The organism is Goekera deserti, from assembly GCF_010685995.1.
Taxonomy (GTDB): Bacteria; Actinomycetota; Actinomycetes; order Mycobacteriales; family Geodermatophilaceae; genus Goekera; species Goekera deserti.
The window spans coordinates 545,250-568,486 of record NZ_JAAGWK010000009.1 but is presented as its reverse complement, the minus strand read 5'-3'; the positions used below and the strand labels follow the sequence as shown (position 1 = coordinate 568,486).

Annotated in this window: 25 protein-coding genes; 9 read left to right on the top strand and 16 right to left on the bottom strand. The window is 75.9% G+C overall.

Annotated elements, in window-relative coordinates; all coding sequences use genetic code 11:
• The first annotated feature begins 17 nt into the window (after positions 1–17).
• Positions 18–374, top strand: coding sequence for a MarR family transcriptional regulator (locus tag G1H19_RS07070; protein WP_152728320.1), 357 nt, complete (start codon positions 18–20; stop codon positions 372–374).
• 201 nt (positions 375–575) lie between these two features.
• Positions 576–2,255, top strand: a complete 1,680-nt coding sequence (locus tag G1H19_RS07065) for a hypothetical protein (RefSeq protein ID WP_152728322.1) — start codon at positions 576–578, stop codon at positions 2,253–2,255.
• Here G1H19_RS07065 and G1H19_RS07060 read toward each other — a convergent pair.
• Together G1H19_RS07060 and G1H19_RS07055 are read right to left on the bottom strand one after the other, a co-directional pair.
• Complete coding sequence (locus G1H19_RS07060) at positions 2,242–2,691, bottom strand: cupin domain-containing protein (protein WP_162392660.1); 450 nt, start codon at positions 2,689–2,691, stop codon at positions 2,242–2,244. The two genes, G1H19_RS07065 and G1H19_RS07060, sit on opposite strands and share 14 nt — an antisense overlap.
• Positions 2,688–3,467, bottom strand: coding sequence for a cysteine hydrolase family protein (locus G1H19_RS07055; RefSeq protein WP_152728323.1), 780 nt, complete (start codon positions 3,465–3,467; stop codon positions 2,688–2,690). The genes G1H19_RS07060 and G1H19_RS07055 overlap by 4 nt, the downstream gene beginning before the upstream one ends.
• 100 nt (positions 3,468–3,567) lie before the next feature.
• Here G1H19_RS07055 and G1H19_RS07050 point away from each other — a divergent pair, with 100 nt between their 5' ends.
• On the top strand, positions 3,568–5,163 hold the full coding sequence (locus G1H19_RS07050) for an AtzH-like domain-containing protein (RefSeq protein WP_152728325.1): 1,596 nt from the start codon (positions 3,568–3,570) through the stop codon (positions 5,161–5,163).
• A 109-nt stretch (positions 5,164–5,272) separates the two neighbouring features.
• Here G1H19_RS07050 and G1H19_RS07045 read toward each other — a convergent pair whose 3' ends face one another.
• The 3 genes from G1H19_RS07045 to G1H19_RS07035 form a co-directional block, all read right to left on the bottom strand.
• Positions 5,273–6,205 carry an SDR family NAD(P)-dependent oxidoreductase gene (locus G1H19_RS07045; RefSeq protein ID WP_152728327.1) on the bottom strand — a complete coding sequence of 311 codons (933 nt, stop codon included), beginning with the start codon at positions 6,203–6,205 and terminating at the stop codon, positions 5,273–5,275.
• Positions 6,206–6,248: 43 nt separating this feature from the next.
• Entirely contained in the window at positions 6,249–7,685 is a 1,437-nt protein-coding gene (locus tag G1H19_RS07040) for an amidase family protein (protein ID WP_162392659.1), read from the bottom strand.
• Positions 7,686–7,806: 121 nt separating this feature from the next.
• On the bottom strand, positions 7,807–8,637 hold the full coding sequence (locus tag G1H19_RS07035; RefSeq protein WP_152728331.1) for a hypothetical protein: 831 nt from the start codon (positions 8,635–8,637) through the stop codon (positions 7,807–7,809).
• Positions 8,638–8,764: 127 nt separating this feature from the next.
• Here G1H19_RS07035 and G1H19_RS07030 point away from each other — a divergent pair, with 127 nt between their 5' ends.
• Positions 8,765–9,592 carry a creatininase family protein gene (locus G1H19_RS07030; RefSeq protein WP_152728333.1) on the top strand — a complete coding sequence of 276 codons (828 nt, stop codon included), beginning with the start codon at positions 8,765–8,767 and terminating at the stop codon, positions 9,590–9,592.
• Between the two features lie 68 nt (positions 9,593–9,660).
• On the top strand, positions 9,661–9,855 hold the full coding sequence (locus G1H19_RS07025) for a hypothetical protein (RefSeq protein ID WP_152728335.1): 195 nt from the start codon (positions 9,661–9,663) through the stop codon (positions 9,853–9,855).
• A 64-nt stretch (positions 9,856–9,919) separates the two neighbouring features.
• Here G1H19_RS07025 and G1H19_RS07020 read toward each other — a convergent pair whose 3' ends face one another.
• The 6 genes from G1H19_RS07020 to G1H19_RS06995 form a co-directional block, all read right to left on the bottom strand.
• Positions 9,920–10,189, bottom strand: a complete 270-nt coding sequence (locus tag G1H19_RS07020; protein ID WP_152728337.1) for a hypothetical protein — start codon at positions 10,187–10,189, stop codon at positions 9,920–9,922.
• 77 nt (positions 10,190–10,266) lie between these two features.
• Positions 10,267–12,030: an RNA polymerase sigma factor gene (locus tag G1H19_RS07015; protein WP_152728339.1), complete on the bottom strand. Its 1,764-nt coding sequence runs from the start codon at positions 12,028–12,030 to the stop codon at positions 10,267–10,269.
• A 101-nt stretch (positions 12,031–12,131) separates the two neighbouring features.
• Positions 12,132–12,341: a DUF4287 domain-containing protein gene (locus G1H19_RS23870; RefSeq protein WP_162392658.1), complete on the bottom strand. Its 210-nt coding sequence runs from the start codon at positions 12,339–12,341 to the stop codon at positions 12,132–12,134.
• Positions 12,342–12,421: 80 nt separating this feature from the next.
• The gene (locus G1H19_RS07005) at positions 12,422–12,964 is read right to left on the bottom strand and encodes a hypothetical protein (protein ID WP_152728343.1); all 543 of its coding nucleotides are present in this window, start codon (positions 12,962–12,964) and stop codon (positions 12,422–12,424) included.
• Between the two features lie 7 nt (positions 12,965–12,971).
• Entirely contained in the window at positions 12,972–13,157 is a 186-nt protein-coding gene (locus G1H19_RS07000; RefSeq protein WP_152728344.1) for a hypothetical protein, read from the bottom strand.
• 55 nt (positions 13,158–13,212) lie between these two features.
• Positions 13,213–13,899 (bottom strand): TetR/AcrR family transcriptional regulator, encoded by a 687-nt coding sequence (locus tag G1H19_RS06995; protein ID WP_152728346.1) that lies wholly within the window; start codon positions 13,897–13,899, stop codon positions 13,213–13,215.
• Positions 13,900–14,021: 122 nt separating this feature from the next.
• On the opposite strand from G1H19_RS06995, the gene G1H19_RS06990 reads away from it, so the two are divergent.
• The 4 genes from G1H19_RS06990 (at position 14,022) to G1H19_RS06975 (ending at position 17,074) form a co-directional block, all read left to right on the top strand.
• On the top strand, positions 14,022–15,560 hold the full coding sequence (locus tag G1H19_RS06990; protein ID WP_202925847.1) for an MFS transporter: 1,539 nt from the start codon (positions 14,022–14,024) through the stop codon (positions 15,558–15,560).
• 75 nt (positions 15,561–15,635) lie between these two features.
• Positions 15,636–16,169 carry a SigE family RNA polymerase sigma factor gene (locus tag G1H19_RS06985; RefSeq protein ID WP_162392657.1) on the top strand — a complete coding sequence of 178 codons (534 nt, stop codon included), beginning with the start codon at positions 15,636–15,638 and terminating at the stop codon, positions 16,167–16,169.
• Complete coding sequence (locus G1H19_RS06980; protein ID WP_152728348.1) at positions 16,166–16,897, top strand: hypothetical protein; 732 nt, start codon at positions 16,166–16,168, stop codon at positions 16,895–16,897. The genes G1H19_RS06985 and G1H19_RS06980 overlap by 4 nt, the downstream gene beginning before the upstream one ends.
• 33 nt (positions 16,898–16,930) lie before the next feature.
• Entirely contained in the window at positions 16,931–17,074 is a 144-nt protein-coding gene (locus tag G1H19_RS06975) for a hypothetical protein (RefSeq protein ID WP_162392656.1), read from the top strand.
• 76 nt (positions 17,075–17,150) lie between these two features.
• Here the strand turns inward: G1H19_RS06975 and G1H19_RS06970 are convergent, their stop codons facing one another.
• The 5 genes from G1H19_RS06970 to G1H19_RS06950 all read right to left on the bottom strand — a co-directional run bounded on the left by G1H19_RS06970 (position 17,151) and on the right by G1H19_RS06950 (position 23,062).
• Entirely contained in the window at positions 17,151–17,678 is a 528-nt protein-coding gene (locus G1H19_RS06970; protein ID WP_152728351.1) for a GNAT family N-acetyltransferase, read from the bottom strand.
• A gap of 288 nt (positions 17,679–17,966) precedes the next feature.
• A complete protein-coding gene (locus tag G1H19_RS06965; RefSeq protein WP_217269519.1) occupies positions 17,967–18,788 on the bottom strand; it encodes a crotonase/enoyl-CoA hydratase family protein in 822 nt (273 codons plus the stop codon).
• Positions 18,785–20,005 (bottom strand): CaiB/BaiF CoA transferase family protein, encoded by a 1,221-nt coding sequence (locus G1H19_RS06960; RefSeq protein ID WP_162392655.1) that lies wholly within the window; start codon positions 20,003–20,005, stop codon positions 18,785–18,787. Before G1H19_RS06960 ends, G1H19_RS06965 begins: the two co-directional genes overlap by 4 nt.
• Entirely contained in the window at positions 19,998–21,722 is a 1,725-nt protein-coding gene (locus G1H19_RS24435; RefSeq protein ID WP_202925846.1) for an acyl-CoA dehydrogenase family protein, read from the bottom strand. Before G1H19_RS24435 ends, G1H19_RS06960 begins: the two co-directional genes overlap by 8 nt.
• The gene (locus G1H19_RS06950; RefSeq protein ID WP_162392654.1) at positions 21,719–23,062 is read right to left on the bottom strand and encodes an MFS transporter; all 1,344 of its coding nucleotides are present in this window, start codon (positions 23,060–23,062) and stop codon (positions 21,719–21,721) included. The genes G1H19_RS24435 and G1H19_RS06950 overlap by 4 nt, the downstream gene beginning before the upstream one ends.
• Positions 23,063–23,237: the final 175 nt, after the last annotated feature.

The following is a 23,237-nucleotide window of genomic DNA, read 5'->3' as shown; positions in this document are numbered from 1 at the left end:
GTGCCACGATGGCTGCCGTGACGGACGCTGCGGGGCCTGCGGGCACGCCGGGAGCGGTCGAGCAGCGGATCGAGGCGGCGGTGGACGCTGCGCTGGCGGCCGAGGGCCTGACCCGCCGGCACTGGCAGACGCTGCACGCCCTGGCGTTCGGCGGCATGGACGCGTTCGACCTGCGCGACGTGCTGGCGCCGTTCGGCGGGCCGGTCGACGTGGGCCCGGTGGTGGAGGACCTGCGGGCCCGCGGCTGGGTGGAGCGGGACCCCGGCGGGCTGCTCGGGCTGAGCCCGGACGGCCGGGTCGCCGACGGCCGGCTGTTCGAGCTGGTCGCCGGCCTGCGCCGCACTGCCGGCCGGCCTGGGCCCGCCGCGCGCTGAGGCCCGGCCCGGCGCTCGACTCTCGCGACGGCGCCGCGGCGGTTAGGGTCGGTCGGAGTCCAGCGGTGTCCGGCAGGCGCGCGTCGCGTGCCCGGCCCCAGCGGTGCCCGGCCCCAGCGGTGCCCGTCCCCCGGCGCCGCCGCGCGTGCCCGCGCACCGCCGGCCCTGAGACGACAGGGCCGCCCCCGAGAGAAGAGGACCATGCGCCCCCGCACCGCCCTGCCCACCGCGCTCGCCGGACTGCTGCTCGTCGCCGGCTGCACCTCCGGCGGCTCCGACGGCGCCCCGGGCACCGCGCAGGAGGACGCCGAGGGCGTGGTGACCACCTCCGCGCCCGACGCCGCGAGCTCGCTGGTCGCCGACACCGACCCGGCCGCGTCCGCGGTCTCCACCAGCCGCGCGCTGTTCGACAGCTCCCCGGTGGCCGTCGTCGCCGCCGCCGACGACCCGGCCGCCCAGCTCATGGCCTCCTCGGCGGCCGTGGGTCTCGGTGTCCCGCTGCTGGTGACGGCAGCGGGGGACGACCCGGCCGGCGTCGTCGTCGGTGAGCTGGACCGGCTGGGCGCCACCGCGGTGCTCGCGGTCGGTGCGGACGCCGCCGGCGCGCTGGCTGACGGTGGCGCGGGGGAGGACCGGGACGTGGTCACCGTCCCGGCCGACGCGGCCGCGGTCGAGGAGGCCACCGGCCTCACCCTGGCCGACGCCGACCCGGTCGCCCCGGACGGCGGGGTCGCCGCCGTGGCCGCCCTGGACCCCGCGGACCCGGCCGGGCTGCGGCCGGACGGCGCCGCACCGGACGACGGCGCCGAGGCCGACGGCGAGCTGCCCGGGGTGCAGCGTGCCGACCCGCTGACCGACGTCGTGGTGCTGGCCAGCGGCAGCGCCGAGTCGCTGGCCGGCACCGCCACCGCCCGCGCCGCCGGCGCCCGCGTGGTGCCGACCGGTGGCCAGACCGACCCGCGTGCCTCGGCGGACGTGGTCGAGGCCCTGGGCACCGACCGGCCCGCCGCCGTGCTGGCCCTGGGCGCGGACTTCGGCGCCCAGGACGGCTTCGACTGGAAGCTGGCCACCGCGGCGACGGGCACGCAGCTGCCCGGCGGCGGGCAGACGCTGTTCCCGGGCCGGCTGATGGTCGCGCTCTACGGCGTGCCCGGCTCCGGCGCGCTCGGCGTGCTGGGCGAGCAGGACCTGCCCGCCAGCATCCAGCGCGCGAAGGACACCGCCGCGCCCTACGACGAGCTGGTCGAGACCCCCGTCGTCCCGACGTTCGAGATCATCGCCACGGTCGCCTCGGACAGTGCCGGCCCGGACGGCGACTACTCCACCGAGCTCGACATCGAGCAGCTGCGGCCGTGGGTGGACGCCGCGGGCGAGGCCGGCGTGTACGTGGTGCTGGACCTGCAGCCAGGCCGGGAGGACTTCCTGGGCCAGGCGAGGCAGTACCAGCCGCTGCTGGAGCTGCCGCACGTCGGTCTCGCGCTGGACCCGGAGTGGCGGCTCGGCCCCGGGGAGCTGCCGCTGCAGCAGATCGGCCGGGTCGGCATCGACGAGGTCAACCAGGTGGTCACCTGGCTGGCCGACCTGACCCGGGAGAAGGCGCTGCCGCAGAAGCTGCTGGTGCTGCACCAGTTCCAGGTGCGGATGATCACCGACCGGGAACGGCTGGACACCTCCCGGGACGAGCTGGCGCTGATGGTGCACGTCGACGGGCAGGGCAGCCAGCCGGCCAAGCAGGACACCTGGCGGGTGCTGCACACCGACGCCCCGGCCCCGCTGTACTGGGGCTGGAAGAACTTCTACGACGAGGACGAGCCGATGCTCACCCCGGCGCAGACGATCGAGCAGGCGCTGCCCACCCCGGAGCTGGTCACCTACCAGTAGTGGCGGGCCGGGTGACCCGGCCCAGTACGGCGCGGTCGGCCGCGTCGAGCTCGGCCGGCGGGCCGGACTCGATCAGCTCGGCGAAGCCGCCGTCCCGGGCCATCACGGTGAGCGTGTAGAGCCGCTGGTCGGGGGAGCTGTTCACGATGTGGTGCACCGAGCCCTCCGGCAGCACGATCACGTCACCGGCCACGAGGTCGACGACGTGCTCGTCGCTGTGCGCCCGCGCGGTGCCGGCCAGCACCACGAAGGTCTCCGCGGAGTCCTCGTGCGAGTTGTCCGGCTGCGCGCCACCGGGCTCCCAGATCTCGAACACCACCGTCGTCGGGCTGCCGTCGGCGGGGCCGGCCAGCACGGCCAGCTTCACCGTGTCGTTGGTGCCGATGAGGTGCGCCTGGACGTCGTCCACGCTGCGGGTGGTCGGGGCGTTGCTCACGGGGTCTCCTCGTCGACAGGGTCCGGGCCGGCCAGCGCCGCGCGCAGGTCGGGGTCGCGCACGGTGAAGCCGAAGCACTGCCGCACGTTGTAGAGCGTCGCCTCGGTGCAGAACGACGGGGACGTCGTCGCGCACAGCTCCTCCACCAGGACGACGTCGTAACCCAGCCCGGCGGCCTCGGTGAGCGTGGCCAGCACGCACTGGTCGACGTTGACCCCGGCGAACAGCAGCGTGTCCACCCGCAGGTTGCGCAGCACCGAGTCCAGCGGCGTGTCCACGAAGCCGCTCATCCGGTACTTGTCCACCCGCACGTCCCCCGGCTCCGGCGCCAGGCCGTCGAGCGGCGCCGCGGCCCAGCTGCCCGCCTGCAGCACCCGGGCGCCGTTGGGCAGCGGGTCGCCGATGCCGGTGGAGTCGCCGTCCGGGTCGTAGACGTGCCGCACGCCGGGCGGCAGGTTGGCCCGGTCGGGCCGGTTGCCCCAGTTGAGCCAGACCACCGGCACGCCGTGGGCGCGCAGTGCGGCCGTGGCGGCCGCGACCCGCGGCACGAGTGCGGCCACCGGCGACACGTCGACGCCGATCGAGGCCAGCCAGCCGTCGGGGGAGCCGAAGTCGTTCTGCAGGTCCACGACCACCAGTGCGGTGCGGGCCAGGTCGAGGGTCAGCTGCTGGGGCAGGGCGGGCACGTGCAGCGGCCGGGCCGGCTGCGGGGGCCGGCGCAGGTCGACCGCCGGACCGGACAGGCCCCAGCTGTTGCGGGCTGCGGTGGTCTCCATCGCCGCGAGGTCTACCGGCCGGCTGTGTCGGCGGGATCACGGGTGGGTGAACGGCGCAGGCGCGGGCAGCGGGGCCGGGTGCGGCTGCTTGGATCGCCCGATGCCGCCGCTGCCCGAGCCCGTGACGCCCGAGCCCCTGACCGCCGAGCCCCCGACCGACGAGACCGTCGTCGCCGAGGTGACCGCCGCCGTGGCCGGCTACGAGGCCGCGCTCATGGCCGACGACCTCGACGAGCTGGACCGGCTGTTCCTCGACGCGCCGCACACGCTGCGGGCCGACGCGTCGGGCGTGCTGGTCGGGCACCGGGCGATCAGCGACTTCCGGCGCGGCCGCGGCGGTGCCCCGGCGCGCACGGTGACCCGGCTGCACGTCGTCCCGGTGGCCGGGGGAGCGGCCGTGGCCGTGGCCGAGACGCTGCGCCCGGACGGCACCCGCGGGCTGCAGACCCAGACCTGGGTGCCGACGGCGGACGGCTGGCGGATCGCGGCCGCGCACGTGTCCAGCACGCCGCCGGCCGACCGCGGGCCGGGCGCGGTCTGGCGGGAGCGCGGATCGCCGCTGGTGCGCGGGTCGGGCGCGGGCCCGCTGGCCGGGGTGCAGGTGGCGGTCAAGGACCTGTTCGCCGTCGCCGGGCACCGGGTGGGCGCGGGCAACCCGGTGTACCTGGCCGGTGCCCGCACCGAGACGGTCACCGCCCCCGCGGTCGCCGCGCTGCTGACGGCCGGGGCCGACGTGGCCGGCATCGTGCAGACCGACGAGTTCGCCTACAGCCTGGCCGGGCGCAACGTGCACTCCGGCGCCCCGGTGAACCCGCGCGCGCCGGGCCGCGCCGTGGGCGGGTCCAGCAGCGGGCCGGCCGCCGCGGTCGCCGCCGGGCAGGCCGCGGTGGGGCTGGGCACCGACACCGCGGGCTCGATCCGGGTGCCGGCGTCCTACACCGGGCTGTTCGGCCTGCGCACCACGCACGGGTCGGTGTCCATCGAGGGCCTGCTGCCGCTGGCGCCGTCCTTCGACACCGTCGGCTGGCTCACCGCGACCGGCCGCCTGCTGGACGACGTCGCCGCGGTGCTGCTGCCACCGGCCACCACGCTGCCTGCGGGGGTGCTGCTGGCCGAGGACCTGCTGGCGCTGGCCGAGCCGGGCGTGGCCGACCTGCTGCGGGCGGAGGCCGGGCGGCTGGCCGGGCACTGGGGGTTGCCGCTGAGCACCGGCCGGCTGGTCGAGGACGGTGAGCGGGAAACCTGGTTCGAGGCGTTCCGCACGATGCAGGCCGCGCAGGCCTGGGCGGCGCACGGCACGTGGCTGACCGCGCACCCGGGCACCGTGGGCGAGGACGTGGCCGCCCGCTTCGCCGCCGCCGCCCGGGTCACCCCGGCCGAGGCCGCCGCGGCCGCCGACGTCGTCGCCGGGGCGCGCCGGGTGCTGCGCGACCGGGTGCCCGCCGGGCTGGTCGTAGCGCTGCCCGCGGCCAGCGGCCCGGCACCGTGGCTGGGCGCCGGGGGAGCATCCGTGGAGGCCGCCCGCGGCGCCACGCTGCGGCTCACCTCGCTGGCCAGCACGGCCGGGCTGCCCGCCGTCGCCCTGCCCGCCGGCGTCGTCGACGGTGCCCCGGTCGGGCTCTGCCTGCTCACCGCCGCCGAGCAGGACCGCGCCCTCACCGCCCTCGCCGCCACCGCCGACGCCGTCCCCACCTGACCCCCCGCCGCCCCCGCCGCGCCTCAGCGTTGATCAGCTGAGCTGATCACCATCCGTCCCAGCTCACCAACGCTGGTGAGCTCGGCGGGACGGTGATCAGCTGAGCTGATCAACGCTGCAGGAGCGCCAGCGACACGTCCCACAGGCGCTCGGCGGACTCCGGGTCCAGGGCGTAGGGGCGCACGCCGGTGCGGCCCTCGGTGCTGACCGGCGCCTCCTGGCAGTCCTCCAGGTACCGGCCGCCGACGCCGGCGAACTCGGGGGCGACCGCGGCGACCAGGGTGGTGGCGGCGCCCTCCTGGACGGACTTGAACCGCACCTTGCCGGAGTCCTGCGCCCGCTGCCACGAGTCGAGCACGTCCTGGCCCACGTGCTTCTGCAGGCCGGTCATGATCCCGCCGGGCATGACCGCGTTGGCCACGATGCCGTCGGCGGCCCAGTGCCGGGTCGCCTCCACCGCGAAGAGCACGTTCGCCGTCTTCGCCTGGCCGTAGCCCGCCCAGGGCTCGTACTCCCGGTGCTCGAACATCAGGTCGTCGAAGACGACGGGGGAGGCGTGGTGGCCGACCGAGCTCAGCGAGACGACCCGGGCGTCACCGGCGGCGGCCAGCGCGTCGTGCAGGCCGACGGCCAGCCCGAGGTGGCCGAGGTGGTTGGTGGCGAACTGGGACTCCCAGCCCTCCGGGGTGCGGGTGAGCGGGGTGGCCATGATCCCGGCGTTGGCCACGAGCAGGTGCAGCGGGCCCTCCCAGGCGGCGGCGAAGGCGGCGACCGACGCCCGGTCCACCAGGTCCAGGTACGCCACCCGGACGGCGGTGCTGCCGGTGCTGGCGGTGATGTCGGCGGCGGTGCGGTCACCGGCGGCGGTGTTGCGGACGGCGACCACCACCTCGGCGCCGGCGCGGGCCAGCGAGCGCGCGGTCTCCACGCCGATCCCGGAGCTCGCGCCGGTGACCACGGCCCGCCGGCCGGTCAGGTCGATGCCGGCCACGACGTCGTCGGCGGTGCTGCGGTCGGTGAAGCGGGTGGTGATCAGGGTCATGCCGCGAGTGTCGACCCGGCACGCGAGTGCCGAGACCCCGGGGTCACCAGCCGGGCGGCGGCGCGAACCCGACCAGCCCGGCCCGCTCGGCGAGCACCGCCGCCCGCAGCGGGGTGCGGTCCTCCAGGTAGGGCCCGAGCAGTTGCGCACCGACCGGCAGCCCGCTGCGCTCGCCCGGCCCCAGCGGGACGACGGTGGCCGGCAGCCGCCCCAGCGAGGACAGCCGGCTCCAGTCCGACAGCACGTCCAGGTCGACCGGGACGCCGTCCAGCGGCACCCGGGCCGGCACCGAGCCGTCCGCGGCGGGCTGCACCGCGGCCCGCGGCACCGCCGGGCACAGCACGACGTCGAGTCCGGTGAACGTCTGCTGCCAGCGCGCGGTCGCGGCACGCTGGGCCTCCAGGTCGGTCAGCGCCTGGCGCAGGTCCACGGTGAACCGCTGCGCGACGGGGTCGCCGTCCGCGGCGCGGGCGCGCACCTCGGCCCAGGCCGCGTCGTCCAGGCCGTGCACGACCTCCCCGGCGCACAGCCGGGCGGCCAGCTCACCGTGCTCGCCGGCGCGCACCGGCGGGTCGGTCAGCTCGGTCACCCGGGCGCCGGCGTCGGACAGCCGGTCGGCGAGGCCGTGCAGCGCCGACCGGGTCTCGGTGTCGACGGGTGCGTCCGGGTCGTCCAGCCAGACCGCGACCCGCAGCCCGCGCAGCGAGCGCACCCGCGGTGGGGGCAGCTGCACCCGCCAGGCCACCGCCTCGGGGCCCTCCGCGCCCGGCAGCACCGACATCAGCAGCTCGGTGTCCCGGGCGCTGCGGGCGAAGGGGCCGACCGCAGAGACCATCGGCTCCAGCAGGCCGCCGTCCGGCCACGGCATGTTGCCCAGCTTGCTGACCAGGCCGGTGCTCGGCCGGTGCCCGAACAACCCGCACCAGGACGCCGGCACCCGCAGCGACCCGGCCAGGTCGCTGCCCAGGTCGGCGAACGCCAGCCCCGCCGCGACCGCGGCCGACGCACCGCCGGAGGAGCCGCCGGACGAGCGGGCCGGGTCCCAGGGGTTCCGGGTGGGACCGGAGTCGTCCCAGGTGTGCAGGTGCGCCAGGTACGCCGGCACCTTCGTCTTGCCCAGCACCACCGCACCCGCCTCCCGCAGCCGGCGGACGACGGGTGCGTCCTGGGTGGCGAGGCGGGCGTCGGACTCCCGGCCGTGCGAGCTGCGCAGGCCGCGGGCGTCGATCGAGTCCTTGACCGTCACCGGCAGTCCGGCCAGCGGGCCCGGCGGGCGGCCGGCGGCCCGGTCGGCGTCCACCGCGCGGGCCGCGGCCAGCGCGCCGGCGGCGTCCACGGCGACCACCGCGCCCAGTGCCGCCCCCGGGCCGGTGATCCGGTCCAGGCAGGCCGCGGTGAGCTGCTCGGCGCCCAGCTCGCCGGTGGCCAGGGCGGCGAGGGTCGTCGTCGCGTCGGTGAGCAGGTCCGGGCGGTTCAGCACGGGACGCCGGTGTCCGGCCGGTGGGCGGGGCCGAGGCGCTCGGTCTCGACGGGCATGCCGTCGTTGTAGGCAGCGGGTGTGGCCGGGGCGTGAACGGCGTGTGCCGTCCGCGTCCCGGCCGTCAGAAGGTGATCCCGCCGGCCAGCACCACCTGCCGGGCGACCGCCAGGACGACCAGCACGACCAGGGCCGCCACCGGCACAGCGAGGGTCACCGGGCGGCGCTGTGCTGCGGCGGCGACGGGCAGGAAGAGGCGCACGAAGACCAGGAAGATGCCGGCGGTCAGCAGGCCGAGCGCCTCGAACGCGACGGTGCCCACGTCGACGTCGCCGGCCGACATCAGTCCCAGGCTCAGCAGCACCGTCACCGCTGCCCCCAGCAGCCAGGCGAACAGGCCGACCGCGCGCAGCTGCGTGCCCATCGGAGCGCCGTCCGGCAGGAACGCCGCGAGCCGCCGGACGGCGGTGCGCCCGAGCAGGTACGTCAGCCCCCAGCCGACCGCGAAGCCGAGCCAGCCCAGCCACGCGGGGGAGCCGGACAGCTCCAGCGCCGTCCCGATGTCCCCGATGTGCGCGAACGGACCGGTGATCAGGTAGCCGGAGAACTCCTGGACGCTCACCAGGCCGAACCAGGTGACGGCCAGCCGCCACACCCCGGGCAACCGGGACGTCGGCAGGGCGAGCACCAGCAGGCCGCTGACCAGGCTGAAGAGCGGGCCGGCCAGGGCGTTGCGCACCTCGTCGGGGTCGGTGACCGGCCCCTGGTCGACGGAGAACCCGTAGAGGACCGGGGAACCGCCCTGCAGCACGCCGGCCAGCGCGTGGGCGAGCTCGTGCAGCGTGACCATCACCAGGCAGGCGAGGGCGAAGGCGACGGCGGAGTTCAGCAGCAGCAGCCGGGTCGGGGTGAGCCCCCCGGTGCGCGCTGCCTGGTCACTGGTCGTGCTGGTCACGGCTGCTCCCCGGGCCGGTGGGTGGGTCGGCACGAGTGAAGTGGACGCCGGGCGCGGTTGCCAGTGACAACCGTCAGCAGCACCGTCCGTCACCGGGGGGAAACACCGGGCCGGTAGGCATCGGGGCATGACGACCGAGCGGCGCTGGGAACGGCTCACCGGACCCGAGGTGGGCGCGATCGACACCACGGCCGCGGTCGCCGTCGTCCCGATCGGGGCGGTGGAGCAGCACGGCCCGCACCTGCCGCTGATGACCGACTGCTTCATCGCCGAGCAGGTGGCGACCCGCGCGGTGGCCGCGCTGCCCGACGACGCCCCGGTGTGGCTGCTGCCCACGCAGTCGATCGGGAAGTCGACCGAGCACCTGGGCTGGCCCGGGACGCTCACCTGGTCCACCGAGACGCTGCTGGCCATGTGCCGGGACCTCGGCCGCTCGGTTGCGGCGTCCGGGTTCCGCCGGCTGGTGTTCGTCAACGGGCACGGCGGCAACCCCTCCCTGCTGGACACCGTCGCCCGGGACGTCCGGGTGGCCACCGGGCTGATGGTCTTCCCGATCTCGGTCTTCCGGCTCGGCCTGCCCGCGGGGCTGGACCTGGTCGGCGCCGACTTCGACGTCCACGGCGGGCACAGCGAGACCTCGGTGATGCTCGCCCTCGCCCCGGACACCGTGCACATGGACCGCGCCGTCGAGGGCGGCCGCGCCGTCGCCGACCTGTTCGCCGGGCCGGGCCTGCTGACCCTGGAGGGCGCGGTGCCCACCGCCTGGGTCACCGACGACGTGAGCAGCAACGGCGTGGTGGGCGACCCTCGCCGGGCCAGTGCGGCGGTGGGCGAGCAGATCGTGGCCTGGTGGACGGCCCGGCTGGCCGCCGCGCTGCTGGAGGTGTCCGCGTTCGAGTTCCCGGTGCTGCGCCGGGACCCGACCGGCGTGTCCCACCCGGCGCGCGGGGTGTGACCGGACCGTGACCCGACACGCACCACCAGTCACATCCGTCGCTGTGGTCGCAGCCGCACACTTCCCCCATGAGCTCGCTGGCCCTCCCCGGCCCCACCGCCCCCGCCGTCGTCGTCCCGATCCAGGCAGCCCTCCGGGCACTGCCCTTCTCGGCCCTGGAACTGGCCGATGCGCTGCGCACGTCCTTCGCCCGCCAGCGTGCGGACTCGGTGACCTCGCCGGACCTGGACATGGACGGGCTGCTGCGGGTGGTGCGCGGCTGACACCGCGGCACGGGCAGGCGGAGCGGGTGGTCACCTCGAGCGAGGTGACCACCCGCTCGCGCGTTCAAGAGCCGAGCTCGCGGGCGATCTCCGCCAGCGGCCGGTCCCGGCCCAGGGCCAGCAGCGTGTCGGCGGTGCGCTCGGGGTCCCGGCTGAAGGCGTCGAGCACCTGCTCGCGGAACACCCGGTCCACCCGCAGCTGGTAGGCCAGCCGCCGGATCCGGCGGAACTCCCGCTCGCAGAGCAGCCCGCCCCGCAGCTGCTGGGCCGCCTGCCGCATCAGCGGGCCGGCCACCGCCTCGGGGTCACCTGCCGCAGCGGACGTCGGGCTCATCGGACCAGTGTCCCCAGTCCCGGCCCGCCGGCCCACCCGGGTCGGCCCGCGGCCCCCGGGGCCGGCGGCCGGGTGGGTCAGCCGTGGAAGAGATCGGCGCCCTCGCGGCTCACGGTCCCGGCCGCGTCGGGGGCGGCGACGCGGGTCAGCACGTCGCGGTCGTCGATCACGAACGCCCAGCCCCGGGTCAGCTCCGGCACCGTCGGGCTGCTGCCGGCCGCGTCGTCCAGGGCGACCACGGCGCCCGGTGGGGCGGCGAGCACGACGGTCACGCCGAACGTCGAGCTGTCGCCGGCGTAGGACGCGCACCGGGCGGCGACGGTGAGCGCGGCCGGGTCGGTGCCGGCCGGGTGGCCGGTGCTGCCGCACCCCGACCAGCTCGCCGTCGTGCTCCCGAGCCCGTCGGTGCGGGACGAGCCGAACCCGGTCGTGGTCACCACCGCTCCGGAGGGCAGTACCGCGGCCAGGCTGACCGCCTCGACGGTCTCCCCGCCCGGTGCCGGGAACTGACCGGCCCCCAGGACGGTGACCTCGAGCTGATCGGCGGCGTACCCGGTCGGCCCGGTGATCGCCGCGAGAGCCGAGGCGTAGCCGAACCCGGACGCGGTGGGTGTGCCCGACCGGCTCGGCACCGGCTGGCCCACCTCACCCATGACGGACACCGAGACGGGGAAGTAGCCGATGACGCCCATCGGCTCCAGCGGCACGCCGTCCCGGACGAGCCGGTACTGGGCACTGCCGGCAGCGCCCCGGTCCAGCACACCCACCGCCACGCCGTCGGTCACCGTCAGGGACCGGAAGGTGCGCCCGGCGGTGCCGTCGGCCGCGACGTCGATGCCGGGGGAGAGTTCCACCCCGTCCCTGGGTGCCGCGACCACCAGCACGACCTGACCGCCGCCGTCGGGCCGGGACACCGCCACCGCGGCGGCTTCCTGACCCGGCAGGCCGAGCGCGCCGTTGGACGCGAGCTCCGCGGCCGGCGTGCCGGCCGGCCCGGTCAGCCACGTCGGCTCCCGTCCGGCCGCGTCGAGCAGGAACACCGCCCGGACGCCCTGCACGTCCCCGGCGAAGACGACCGCCCAGGGATCGTCGTCGACCGCCCCGGAGGCCGCCGCCATCCGGGCCCGGGCGGCGTCCAGGAAGGCACCGTCGCCGGCCAGCGACCCGCGGGTCGGGCCCGCGGTGAACAGCGACCCCGGCGCAGGCGCCGCCGCCGGCTCCGGTCCCGCTGCCGGCCCCGGCGCCACCACGGCCCCGAGGGTCAGCGCGGCCACCGCCACCCCGGCCAGCAGGACCCGTCGCCGTCCGCGGGCGCCGACCGCTGCCACCGCCGCCGTGGCCGTCTCGTCGGTGAGGCCGGCGAGGTCGCACTGCGCCGCCAGCTGGTCCAGCCGGGCGGGCAGGTCGGCCGGGTCGGGCACCTCGCCGGCCAGCTCCCGGGCGGCCGCCTCCAGGTCCACCCTCGGCACGAGCGCGGCGACCCGGTTGGCGGGCAGGCCCTCGTACCAGTGCAGCACCACCGCGGTGCGCTCCGCCGCGGTCAGCCGGTCCAGGGCTGCCGACGTGCGGCGGGCGGCCTCGGCGTCGTCCGGGGACACCCACCAGGCGCCCGTCGCTGCCCCGGTGATCGAGCCGTCGCGGCGCGCCTGCCACCGGCTCAGGTGCGCGCGCACCAGTCCGGCGACGGCGCGGTCGTGGTCGTCCGTGCCCGGCACGCGGCGGGCGGCGGCCAGGCCCCGGGCGAGCAGGTCGCGGGCCGCGGCGTCGGTGCCGGTCAGCAGGTGGGCGGTGGGCAGCAGGCTGCGCCACTGGTCGACGACGAGCCGGTCGGCGGGGCGCACAGGTGCAGTCAACCCGTTGGACCCCCGTCGTCCCAGTGGCGCGCCATCGGTAGTGGCGGTCCAGCGGCCTGAGTCCCGGGCAGTGCCCCAGGAGAGCCGGCTCAGCCGGCCGGGGTGGCCGACACCAGCGCCGTCGCGTGGCCGTGCCCCAGGCCGTGCTCGGACTTGAGCCAGGCGACCTGCTGCATGAACTTCTGCTCCGGCTGCTCGGCGCGGTGCGCCTGGAGCAGCTCCTGCCAGTGGGCGATGGGCTTGCCGTACCGGGCCTCGATGGCGGGGAAGTAGGCGCTGCCCTTGGGGGCGTCGGTCACGGGTCCTCCGGTGGGGGTGGGGCTGGTCGTCGACGGCAGGATCCGTCACGCGGGACCGGCGGTCCAGCACCCGGGCGGTCTCAGCCGGAGACGACCGGCACGTCGCTGAACCGGCGCACCGCGGCCAGCAGGGCGTCGGTGGACGTGTCGAAGGCGTACGGCATCACCACCAACCGGGTGCCGTACCACCGGTCCTGCAGCCGGGCCGAGGCCCGCAGGCAGCGGCCGGGTGAGGCCGAGGGCAGAGCGGGCAGCTGCACGCCCGGTCGTCCGACTACGGCCACGACCCGGTACCCGAGCGAGACGACGAAGAGCCACCGCGGCTGCAGGCCGGTCACGCGGACCTCCGCGACGTCCGACCACGGGTCGTGCCACCGCCGCGCACCGTGACGCCGTCCTCGTCCAGCCGGCGCGCCCCGGGCCCGGACCGACCCGGCGAGCCCGACGAGCAGGATCGTGCCGAACACGATCACCCCCGCCCAGACCAGCCAGGGCTCGACGAGCCCGGCGGCGCCGAGCAGGAGGTAGGCGCCGAGGAACAGCGCGAGCACGCCGAGCGTCGGCAGCCGGCGCCTCGCCGACGGGCTGACGAGGACGGCGTCTCCCGGCAGGGGTGCGGTCACGCGCACATCAGACCAGGGCGCGCCGGTCGAGGGCACTCGGTTCCGGCACGAGTGTGACGCTCGCGGCGACGCCCATGCCGGCCCACAGTGCGCCACGCACCGCGGCAGCGGGCGCCACCGTGGCGGCAGGGTCGGGCACGAGCACGCCGAGGGTCAGCTCGGGCGGGGGAGCCGCCAGGAGCGCGGTGGGCACGCCGCGTCGTGACACCCTGAGGTGACGCTTCCGGACGACGGCCACGCCGTGCGGCTCAGCCCCCGACGTCCGGGCGCCTGGCCGCCTCCCGCACCAGCACCGCCACCAGCTCGGCGCCGGCGTGCACCTCGCGGCGGACGTGGTCCCGCAGCTGCGCGGGGGGTAGCGACCGGTCGCCGGCGTGCAGCAGCGCGCTCAGGTGCAGGCGCCACAGGCTGATCAGCGCGCCGGCCAGGATCTGGTTCTGCGGCGACTGGGCGGGCGTGCCGGTCTGCGCCGCGAGGGCGTCGGCGGCGAGCCGGACCAGCTGCTCGAAGCGGTCGGCGGCCGCGGCGCGCAGCCCCGGGTTGGCCTCCACCAGCCGCACGAACGCCTGCACGGACCGCAGGACGCCGCCGTCCGGACCGTCGTCCTGGTCGTCGGCGTCGAGCTGGTCGATCTCGGTGTCGATGCTGGTGACGACGACCTCGAGCACGTCGGTGCGCTCGGCCGCGGCGGTCCGCAGGGCCGTGGCCAGCCGCTCGCCGCGGTCCAGCAGCAGCGCCTCCTTGGTGGGGAAGTGGTTCCACACCGTCTTCGTGGACACGCCACACGCCCGGGCGACGTCGGAGACGCGCACGGCGTCGAACCCCTGCTCCAGGAACATCGCGGTCGCCGTGTCCGACAGCTTCCGGCGCAGCGCCTGCCGGTTCCGCTCGCGGACGCCGACGGGCTCCTGCTGACCGGTCGCGTCCTGCTCCACCCATGCCTCCTCATGGTCTACACCGAGTGTAGCTTTTTTCTACACTGAGTGTACGTTGCCTGACAGTCGGCCGTCTCGTCCCCGAGCATCCCGGTGCCGGCGCCCATCATCGAGGAGACCCCGTGACCACAGGTGACGTCCGCCCCGGCACCGCGCACGCACTCCCGGAGGACCCGGGGCCTGATCCCCGACGGTGGCTGGCGCTGCTGGTGCTGAGCCTGGCCCAGCTGATGGACGTGCTCGACGGGACCATCATCAACATCGCCCTGCCCAGCGCCCAGTCCGACCTCGGGTTCGACCTGGAGAACCGGGAGTGGCTCGTCACCGGGTACGCGCTGGCCTACGGGAGCCTGCTGCTGTTCGGCGGCCGGCTGGCCGACCGGTTCGGCCGGCGGCGGTTCCTGACCATCGGGCTGGTGGGCTTCGCCGTCTCCTCGGCCGTGGGCGGAGCCGCACCGACCTTCGAGGTGCTCCTCGGCGCCCGGATCGCCCAGGGCCTGTTCGCCGCCGCGCTCGCACCGGCCGCGCTGTCCCTGGTGTCGGTCACCTTCGCCGACGACGCCACCGAGCGAGGCCGAGCCTTCGCCGTCTTCGGTGCCGTCTCGGGCATGGGCGGGGCCATCGGACTGACCCTCGGCGGCGTGCTGACCGACCAGCTGTCCTGGCGCTGGTGCCTCTACATCAACGTCGCCATCGCCGCCGTCGCGCTGCTCGGCGCCCTCGCGTTCGTCCGCGACCCGGGTGCGGCCCGCGGCGGTGCCTCCACCCGCTCGGTGGACCTGCCCGGCGCCGTCCTGGTGGTGGCCGGCCTGGCCGGTGTGGTGTTCGGGCTGGGCAACTCCGCCGTCGAGGGCCGGGGGGCGCCGTCCACCTGGGTCCCGCTCGCCGTCGGCGCACTGCTGGTCGTGGGCTTCGTCCTGCGGGAGGCCCGGACGGCGCACCCGCTGCTGCCGCTGTCGGTGGTCTGGGACCGCAACCGGGGTGCCGGGTTCCTCAGCATCGCGATCTCCGGGGTCGGCTCGTTCGCGGTGTTCCTGTACCTCTCCTACTACCTGCAGCAGACGCTCGGCTGGTCGGCCACGGAGGCGGGGCTCGGCTTCCTGCCGTTCGCCGCGGTCCTCGTCCTGGGTGCCGGGGTCTCCGGCTCGGTGCTGCTGCCCCGGGTGGGCCCGCGCCCGGTCATCCCCGCCGGGTGCCTGTTCGCCGTCGCCGCGCTGGTGCTGCTGACCGGCATCGACCAGGACAGCAGCTACCTCACCGGCGTGCTGCCCGCGGTGCTGCTGTTCGGCTTCGGCACCGGCCTGGTGTTCGGCTCCGCGCAGAACGTCGCCACCTCCGGTGTGGACGACGACGACGCCGGGGTCGCGTCGGCCATGGTCAACACCATGCAGCAGGTCGGCGGCGCGATCGGCCTGGCCACGTTCACCTACATCAGTGCCTCGGCGGTCGACCGCTACCTCGCCGACGACGCCGGTGCACCCGCCGAGCAGGCGCAGGCGCTGGCGGCGCTGTCCAGCTACCACACCGTCTTCTGGGTGGCGGCCGGCGTCTTCCTCGTCGGCGCCGCCGTGACCGCGGCCCTGTTCCGCCCCGGGCCGGTCGTGCTCGCCGGGCCGCCGGTGCCGAGCCACCAGACACCGCGCCCGACGTCCGTTGCCTGATCGTGACCTGAGCGGGTGGGAGGGATCGGCCGTCGACGGCGTCCTGCAGAGTGAGGACCGAGGACGGGGGGACGCGTGAGGGGCACGCACGAGGCGTTCAGCTCGTTCGTCCGGGAGCACTCGCCGTCGCTGATGCGCACGGCGTACCTGCTGACCGGCGACCGCGGCCACGCGGAGGACCTGGCCCAGACCGCCCTGGCCAAGGCCTACGGGCACTGGTCGCGGGTCGAGGCCGCCGACCAGCCGGTCGCCTACGTGCGCCGCCTCATGGTCAACGCGCACCTCAGCTGGCTCCGCCGGCTGGCGTCGACCGAGCAGGTGGTCGAGCGGGTGCCCGACCCCGGCACCGACGACGGGCACGCGGCCCGCGCGCTGGGCGGCCAGCTGCGGGACGCGCTGCGGGAGCTGTCGCCCCGCGTCCGCACGGCGGTGGTGCTGCGGTTCTACGACGACCACAGCCGTGCCGAGACCGCCCGCCTCATGGGCTGCTCGGTGAGCACGGTGGACAACCACGTCACCCGCGGACTGGCGGCGCTGCGGCGGCTGCTGGCCGACGACCCGGAACTCGTCCCGGCCCGCACGCGCACCCATCTGGAGGAGACACCGTGAACGACATCGAGGGCACCGTCCGCGCCGGGCTGCACGACATGGCCGACGACGTCGGCTGGTCGCCGCTGGACGCCGGGGAGGTCGTGTCCCGGCACCGCCGGGCCCGGCGCGCCCGGGCCGGCGTGGTGGCCGTCGTCGCGGCGGTGGTCACGGTCGTCTCGGTGCCGACCGTCGCCGGCTCGCTCGGCGCCGCCCCCACCCGGCCGGGCGGCGACGTCGCGACCCCCGGCGGGCCGGTACCCGACGCCACCGCGCAGCGCGAGGCCACGGCGCAGCGCGACGAGGCGGTGGAGGTGGTCGGTGACCTCACCGAGGCGGAGATGGTGCAGGCGCTGGCGGAGTTCGCGGCCGACCGGGACCGGCAGCGGGCCGACGCCGTCGTGCTGGGGGAGTGCCTGACCGCGGCGGGCTGGCAGGTGACGGTGCACCGCAACGGCGTGGAGTGGCAGGGCACCGCACTCTCGTCGGCCGCCTACGAGGCGTCGATGACGACGTGCCGGGCTGCCCAGCCCGCGCGACCCCCGCTGAGCGAGGTGGCCCTGCGGGTGGTCTACGCCGACTACCTCGCCGCGCACACCTGCATGGTCGCGAAGGGCTTCGCGCCCGCCGAGCCACTGGACGAGGCGGCCTTCATCGCCTCCGGCGGTGCCGGTTGGTACCCGGAGACGGGCATCCCGGAGGAGCGCGCCGCCGCCGCGTCCCGGCAGTGCCCGACCCGGGCGCGCTGAGCCGTGCAGCCGGACCCGGTCGACGACGGACCCGTGCGCGCTGGCGCCCGGCCGGCCGAGCCCGCCACGGTCGTCGCCGCTCGTCAGCTGGCCGAGGAGGCCCGCGCCGACCGGTGGCGGCAGGGCCAGGGCGCCGTCCCGCGCCGCCGCGCGGGGGCACGGCGAGCCAGCGGCTGACCCGGCCGGGCAGCCGCGCGCACCGGCCTGATCGTGCTCGGCCCGGCCGGGCGGCGTCCGGGCCGCCCCGCGCCGATCACCGCCCGTCGTGCGTCTCCCCGTCCAGGCGCTTGCTGAACACGACCAGGTCGTCGCCGTCGGTCCAGTAGTCCGGCACCCGGCTGTGCTCGGCGTAGCCCAGGCCGCGGTAGAAGGCGCGCGTCCGGTCGTACTGCGGTGTGCCGGAGGTGCGGACGACCAGCAGTCGCTGCCCCCGCTGCCGGAGGTCGTCCTCGGCGTGGCGCATGAGCGCGGCGCCGCGCCCACCGCCCTGCAGGTCGGGCCGTACCGCGATCATCGTCAGGTCGAAGCCCCGGTCCGAGGACTCCTCGGGTCGGTAGAACAGCACCGAGGCCAGTCCCCGGCCGTCCTCGGCGTCCGCCACGACGCAGGTGCCGCCGTCGTCGTCCGCGTCCAGGACGCCGTCGGCGAGGAAGCCGGCCTCCTCGCGGGCGAACATGCCGGCTGCCACGACGAGGTCGACGACGGCGGCGCTGTCGGCTGGGGTGTACGCCCGCACGGTGTGTCTCCCGACGTCGGGGGTCGCCGATGCGGCCCGGTTCATCGTCTCCCTCCTGTCCAGGGGATCCGCCGAGCGCGGGTGCTGGTCCACGGGCGGTCGTCGTCCTGGACGTCGTGGACTCCGTCGACGAGGCCTTCGCCCGGGTCGACGACAGGCGGTTCGGCCTGAAGACCGGCGTCGGGCGGGAGGGGGTGCACGCGGCGATGACCGACCTCACCGAGGACCGGGTGTCGGTGCTGACCGGGATCACCGTCTCAGGCACGCGCCGGCGGTGCGGTCAGCCGCCGACCGGCCGGGTGCGCGGCGAGGCCGCACCCGGCGCGGCGCCCGTCACCGACCCGCGTCGCCGAAGGACCCGTGCCGGCCCTCGCCGGCGACGAAGCGGGCGGCGCCGTCGACGCCCTCGGCCAGCACCAGCGGGGTGCCGGATGCGCCCTCGGCGCGCAGCGCCTCGGCCAGCGGCAGGTCCAGCCCGGCGTACACCGAGGCGCGGTCGGCGAGCATGCAGCCGAACGGGAAGGCGGCGATCTCGGCGGCCAGCTGCTGGGCGGCCGCCAGCGCCCCGCCGCGCGGCACCACCCGGTCGACCAGCCCCATCGACAGCGCCTCGGCCGCGTCGACCGGCCGGCCGGTGAGCACCAGGTCCAGTGCCCGGCCCAGGCCCACCACCCGGGGCAGGCGCGCGGTGCCACCGTCGATCAGCGGCACGCCCCAGCGGCGGCAGAAGACGCCGAGCACCGCGTCCTCCTCGGCGACCCGCAGGTCGGCCAGCAGTGCCAGCTCCAGCCCGCCGGCCACCGCGTGACCGCTGACGGCGGCGATCAGCGGCTTGGACAGGGCGGTGCGGGTGGGGCCCATCGGCCCCTCCCCGCCGCCGTCGGGGTCCAGGTCGTTGCGTCGCGCCGGGTCACCCACCGCGGTCAGGTCGGCACCGGCGCAGAAGGTGCCGCCCTCCCCGGCCAGCACGGCGACCCGCACCGCGTCGTCGTCGGCCATGCGGTGGAACGCCTCGCGCAGCAGCCGCGCGGTCGGCCCGTCCACGCTGTTGCGCACCGCGGGCCGGTTCAGCCGGATCGTGGCGACCGGCCCGTCGACGTCGTACAGCACGGCCGGTGCTCCGTCGGGGCCCATGGTGTCCTCTCGATCGGTCACGACTGCCCGAACCGGGCGATCTCGTCGGGACCGTAGCCGAGCTCGCGCAGCACCTCCTCGGTGTGCTCGCCCAGCAGCGGCGGCGCGGAGCGGGCCGCCGGCCGGGCGCCGTCGTAGCTGACCGGGAAGCCCACCTGCCGCAGCGGCCCGACGACGGGGTGCTCGACCGTGCCCACCATGCCCAGCGCGGCGGTCTGCTCGCTGGCGTACACCTCGGCCAGGGTGCGGATCGGGCTCACCGGGATGCCCTCGGCGCCCAGCACCGCGCACCAGTGATCGACCGGGTGGCCGGCGAGGGCCCGCTCCAGCAGGTCGTTCAGCTCGGTGCGGTGCTCGACCCGTGCGGCGTTGGTGGCGTACGCCGGGTCGTCGGCGAGCTCCGGGACGCCGAGGCAGGCACACAGCCGGCGCCACAGGCCGTCGTTGCCCACGGCGATCACCAGGTGACCGTCGCCGGCCGGGTAGGCCTGGTACGGCACCAGGTTCGGGTGCCCGGAGCCCAGCGGGGTGGGGTCGACGCCGGTGGCGAAGTACCCGGTCGCCCAGTTGATGTGCAGGGCCAGCTGCGACTCGAACAGCGACGTCGTCACGTAGCCGCCTCGGCCGGTGCGCTCCCGGGCGACCAGCGCCGAGCAGACGCCGATCATGCCGAACAGCGCCGCGCCCAGGTCACCCATGGCGTAGCCGGCCTTCATCGGCGGGCCGCCGGGTTCCCCGGTGAGCGACATCAGCCCGCCCGCGGCCTGGGCCACCATGTCGTAGCCCGGCTCGTGCCGCAGCGGCCCGGTGTCGCCGAACGCGGAGATGTGCAGCACCACCAGCGAGGGGTACCGGGCCGCGAGCTCCCGGTGGTCGTACTCCCGCGCCAGCGAGCTGCCGGGCCGGAAGTTCTCCACCACGACGTCGGCGGTCTGCAGCAGCCGGTCCACGACCTCGCGGCCCTCGGCGGACTTCAGGTCCAGCACGACGGACCGCTTGTTGCGGTTGGTCGCCAGGTAGTACGTGGCGTCCGGCCCGGAGAACGGCGGCCCCCAGGTCCGGGTCGGGTCACCGGTGCCGGGTGACTCGACCTTGACCACTTCGGCGCCCAGGTCACCCAGGGACATCGTCACGTAGGGCCCGGCGAGGATCTTGGACAGGTCGACCACCCGGATCCCGGCCAGCGGCAGGCTCGGCGAGCCCGGCTGTCCGGTGTCGTGCCCGCTCGCCTCAGGCACCGGCCCAACCCGCTTCCGCGAGCAGCGCCTCGACCGCGCCGGCCGCGACGTGCCCGCCGTCGACGACGGCGGCCAGCTCCTCCTGGGCGACGGCCAGCTCGTCCACCGGCACCCCGTCGAGGGTGAGCAGCCAGCTGTAGGCGACCAGCAGCGTCCGGGAGCCCGCCTGCCGGGCCAGGTCGTGGTCGGCCTGCACCAGCAGCGACGTGGCCATCATGGTGGTCGCCAGGTCGCGGGCGTAGGAGCCCACCAGTGCCTGCTGGCGGGCCTCGGGCCGGGTGAGCAGCTCCTCGCCCCGCGCGCGCAGCCGGGCCCAGCGAGCCCGCAGCCAGGCCGCCGCCGGCTGCGCGTCGACGTCGGTCACCGCGTCCAGGCGGGTGGTCTCGTGGTCGGCGAGCACCCGGTGCGAGGCGTCCCGGCGCAGGCAGCGCAGCACGTCCAGGGCGATGACGTTGGAGCTGCCTTCCCAGATCGAGGGCAGGTGGGCGTCGCGGACGAGCTTGGGGTCGACCCAGTCCTCGATGTAGCCGTTGCCGCCGCGCACCTCCATGGCCTCTCCGGTGACCCGGCGGGCCTCCTTGCAGATCGTGTACTTCGCCAGCGGGGTCATCACCCGGATCAGGCTGCGGGCCCGCGCGTCGCCGGCGTCGGCGGCGTCCAGCACCGCTGCGGTGTCCAGCACCAGGGTGAGCGCCGCCTCGGCCTGCAGGGCCAGGGACAGCAGGGTGACCCGCATCAGCGGCTGGTCGAACAGCGCCCGGCCGGAGACGACGCGACCGCGGGCGTGCTCGACGGCCTCCCGGGTGGCCCGGCGCATCAGGGCCGCCGAGCGCATCGCGTTGGACAGCCGCGAGACGTTCACCATCTCGGCCATCTGCAGGAACCCGCGGGAGAGCTCCCCGACCGGCTGCGCCCACGCCCGGTGCAGCGTGACCTCGCCGCTGGCCATCGACCGGCTGCCCATCTTGTCCTTGAGCCGGTCGATCGTGTAGCTGTTCCGCCGGCCGTCGGGCGTGGTCCGGGGAACGTAGAACATGCCCAGGCCGCGGGTGCCCTCGCCCTGACCGGGCACCACCGCCAGCGTCAGGACGACGTCGGCGGCCACGTTGGAGGCGAACCACTTGCGGCCCTCGAGCTCCCAGTGGTCGCCGCAGTCGGTCGCGACCGTCTCGGTCTGCGCCAGGTCGGTGCCCCCGGCGCGCTCGGTCATGAACATCGCGCCGGTCCAGGCGTGCTCCCGGTCGGTCGAGGTGAGCCGGTCGATCGCCTCGGAGAACTCGCTCGCGCCGAACAGCCGCAGCACCCGGGCCGCGGAGTCGGTCATCGACACCGGGCAGGCCAGCCCGAACTCTGCCTGCACGAACAGGTAGCTCAGCGCGTACTTGGCCACGTGCGGGGCGGTGGTGGGGCAGCCCAGCACGCCGGGCCGGTGCGACATGGCGGCCAGCCCGAACCGGTCGTAGGCGATCTCCTCCATCACCCGGTAGGCGGGGTGGTGGACGACCTCGTCGACCCGGTCGCCGGAGGGGTCCCACTGCCGCAGCCGCGGCGGGTTGACGTCAGCGGTGCGGGCGGCGTCCTCCAGCTCGGTCACCGCGACCCGGCCCATCTCGTCCAGGTGCGGGGCCAGCCAGGCCAGCTGCCCGTCGTCCAGCAGGCGCCCCAGCACCCGCTCGAGGGTGGGGTCGGCGGTACGGGTGTGGACCGGTGTGCTCACGAGACGCGCTCCTCGACGGGGGTGGGGACCGACTCCTTGCCGTCCCGCCACACCGTGCGCGAGATCAGCGCCAGGACGGCGGCCAGGGTGATGCCGACGTAGACCAGCCCCAGCACCACGACCGACCAGATCGACCCGGTGGCGTTGAGCAGGTACTGGGCAACGAACGGTGCGGTGCCGGCGAAGATCGTGGTGCAGAGCTGGTAGGTGACCGACAGGCCGGTGTACCGGATCTCCACCGGGTAGACCCGGGCGAGCATGCCGGCCATCGCGGCGTAGTACATCGCATGCGGGGCGGTGGCCAGGCCCATGCCCAGCACGGCCAGCCAGAACGAGCCCGTGGAGATCAGCACGAACATCAGCGGCAGCAGGACCAGCTCGGGCAGCAGCATGATCAGGACCGCCCGCCGGAGGTCCAGCCGTTCGCCCAGCACGGCGCCGAACGGCTGGACGACGACCTGGATGACCAGCGCGATCGTGATGACGGTCAGGAAGCTGGACCGGGTGAAGCCCAGGTCCGTGGTCGCCCAGCTGAGCGCGAACGTCGTCTTCACGTAGGTGATCGCCACGCCCGCGGTTCCGGCGCAGACGCCGAGCGCCACGACCAGCGGGTACTGCTGCAGCAGCTGCAGCAGGGGCACCCGGCTGGTCTTCTTCGACTCCAGCAGGCGCGCCATCTCCGGGGTCTCGTCCAGTCGCAGCCGGATGAACATGCCCACCCCGACCAGCAGGGCCGACGCCAGGAACGGCAGCCGCCAGCCCCAGGACTCGAACGCGGCGTCCGGCAGCTGGGCGATGGCCAGGAAGGCGAGGGTCGCCAGCAGGTTGCCGACCGGGGAACCCTGCTGGGCGAACGCCCCGTAGAGCAGCTTCTTCCCCGGGGGTGCGTACTCGGTGGCGATGAGCACCGCCCCACCCCACTCGCCGCCGACCGCGACCCCCTGCACCATCCGCAGCAGGATCAGGACGACGGGCGCCGCGACACCCCAGGAGGCGTAGCCCGGCAGCAGGCCGATGCAGAAGGTCGCCACCCCCATGAGCGAGAGCGTCGCGATCAGCGCGGACTTGCGGCCGTAGCGGTCGCCGAGGTGCCCGAAGACGATGCCGCCCAGGGGCCGGGCCAGGAAGCCCACCCAGAACGTGCCGAACGCGGCCAGGGTGCCCACCGCCGAGGAGGCCTCGGGGAAGAACACCTTGCCGAGCACGAGCGCCGAGGCGGTGCCGTAGATGTAGAAGTCGAACCACTCCACGGTCGTCCCTACGAAGGCGGTCACACCGGCCCGCCGGGCCTTCCTCAGGTCGTGTGCCGGTGGTCGGTCCAGTGCTGGCTGCGCTGCCACTGTCGTCTCCTCGATCGAGGCCGGGCCTCACCGACGAGCCGTGCAGTGAGACGCACGACACAGTGCGCCCCGGGGATCGATCCTGTCCAAGTCCGAGTGGGCGCCCCTGCGATACGTCATCGGTATCGATCGAGGTGGTGACCGGTCGGCACCGCGACCCGCCTGCCGGCCGGGT

What these genes read in the sequence shown, in the direction of transcription:
- G1H19_RS07030 (WP_152728333.1), top strand. Translation starts at nt 8,765, where the DNA reads ATGACGACCGAGCGGCGCTGGGAACGGCTCACCGGACCCGAGGTGGGC.
- G1H19_RS07055 (WP_152728323.1), bottom strand. Translation starts at nt 3,467, where the DNA reads ATGGAGACCACCGCAGCCCGCAACAGCTGGGGCCTGTCCGGTCCGGCG.
- G1H19_RS06970 (WP_152728351.1), bottom strand. Translation starts at nt 17,678, where the DNA reads ATGAACCGGGCCGCATCGGCGACCCCCGACGTCGGGAGACACACCGTG.
- G1H19_RS07025 (WP_152728335.1), top strand. Translation starts at nt 9,661, where the DNA reads ATGAGCTCGCTGGCCCTCCCCGGCCCCACCGCCCCCGCCGTCGTCGTC.
- G1H19_RS07065 (WP_152728322.1), top strand. Translation starts at nt 576, where the DNA reads ATGCGCCCCCGCACCGCCCTGCCCACCGCGCTCGCCGGACTGCTGCTC.
- G1H19_RS07050 (WP_152728325.1), top strand. Translation starts at nt 3,568, where the DNA reads ATGCCGCCGCTGCCCGAGCCCGTGACGCCCGAGCCCCTGACCGCCGAG.
- G1H19_RS07045 (WP_152728327.1), bottom strand. Translation starts at nt 6,205, where the DNA reads ATGACCCTGATCACCACCCGCTTCACCGACCGCAGCACCGCCGACGAC.
- G1H19_RS07020 (WP_152728337.1), bottom strand. Translation starts at nt 10,189, where the DNA reads ATGAGCCCGACGTCCGCTGCGGCAGGTGACCCCGAGGCGGTGGCCGGC.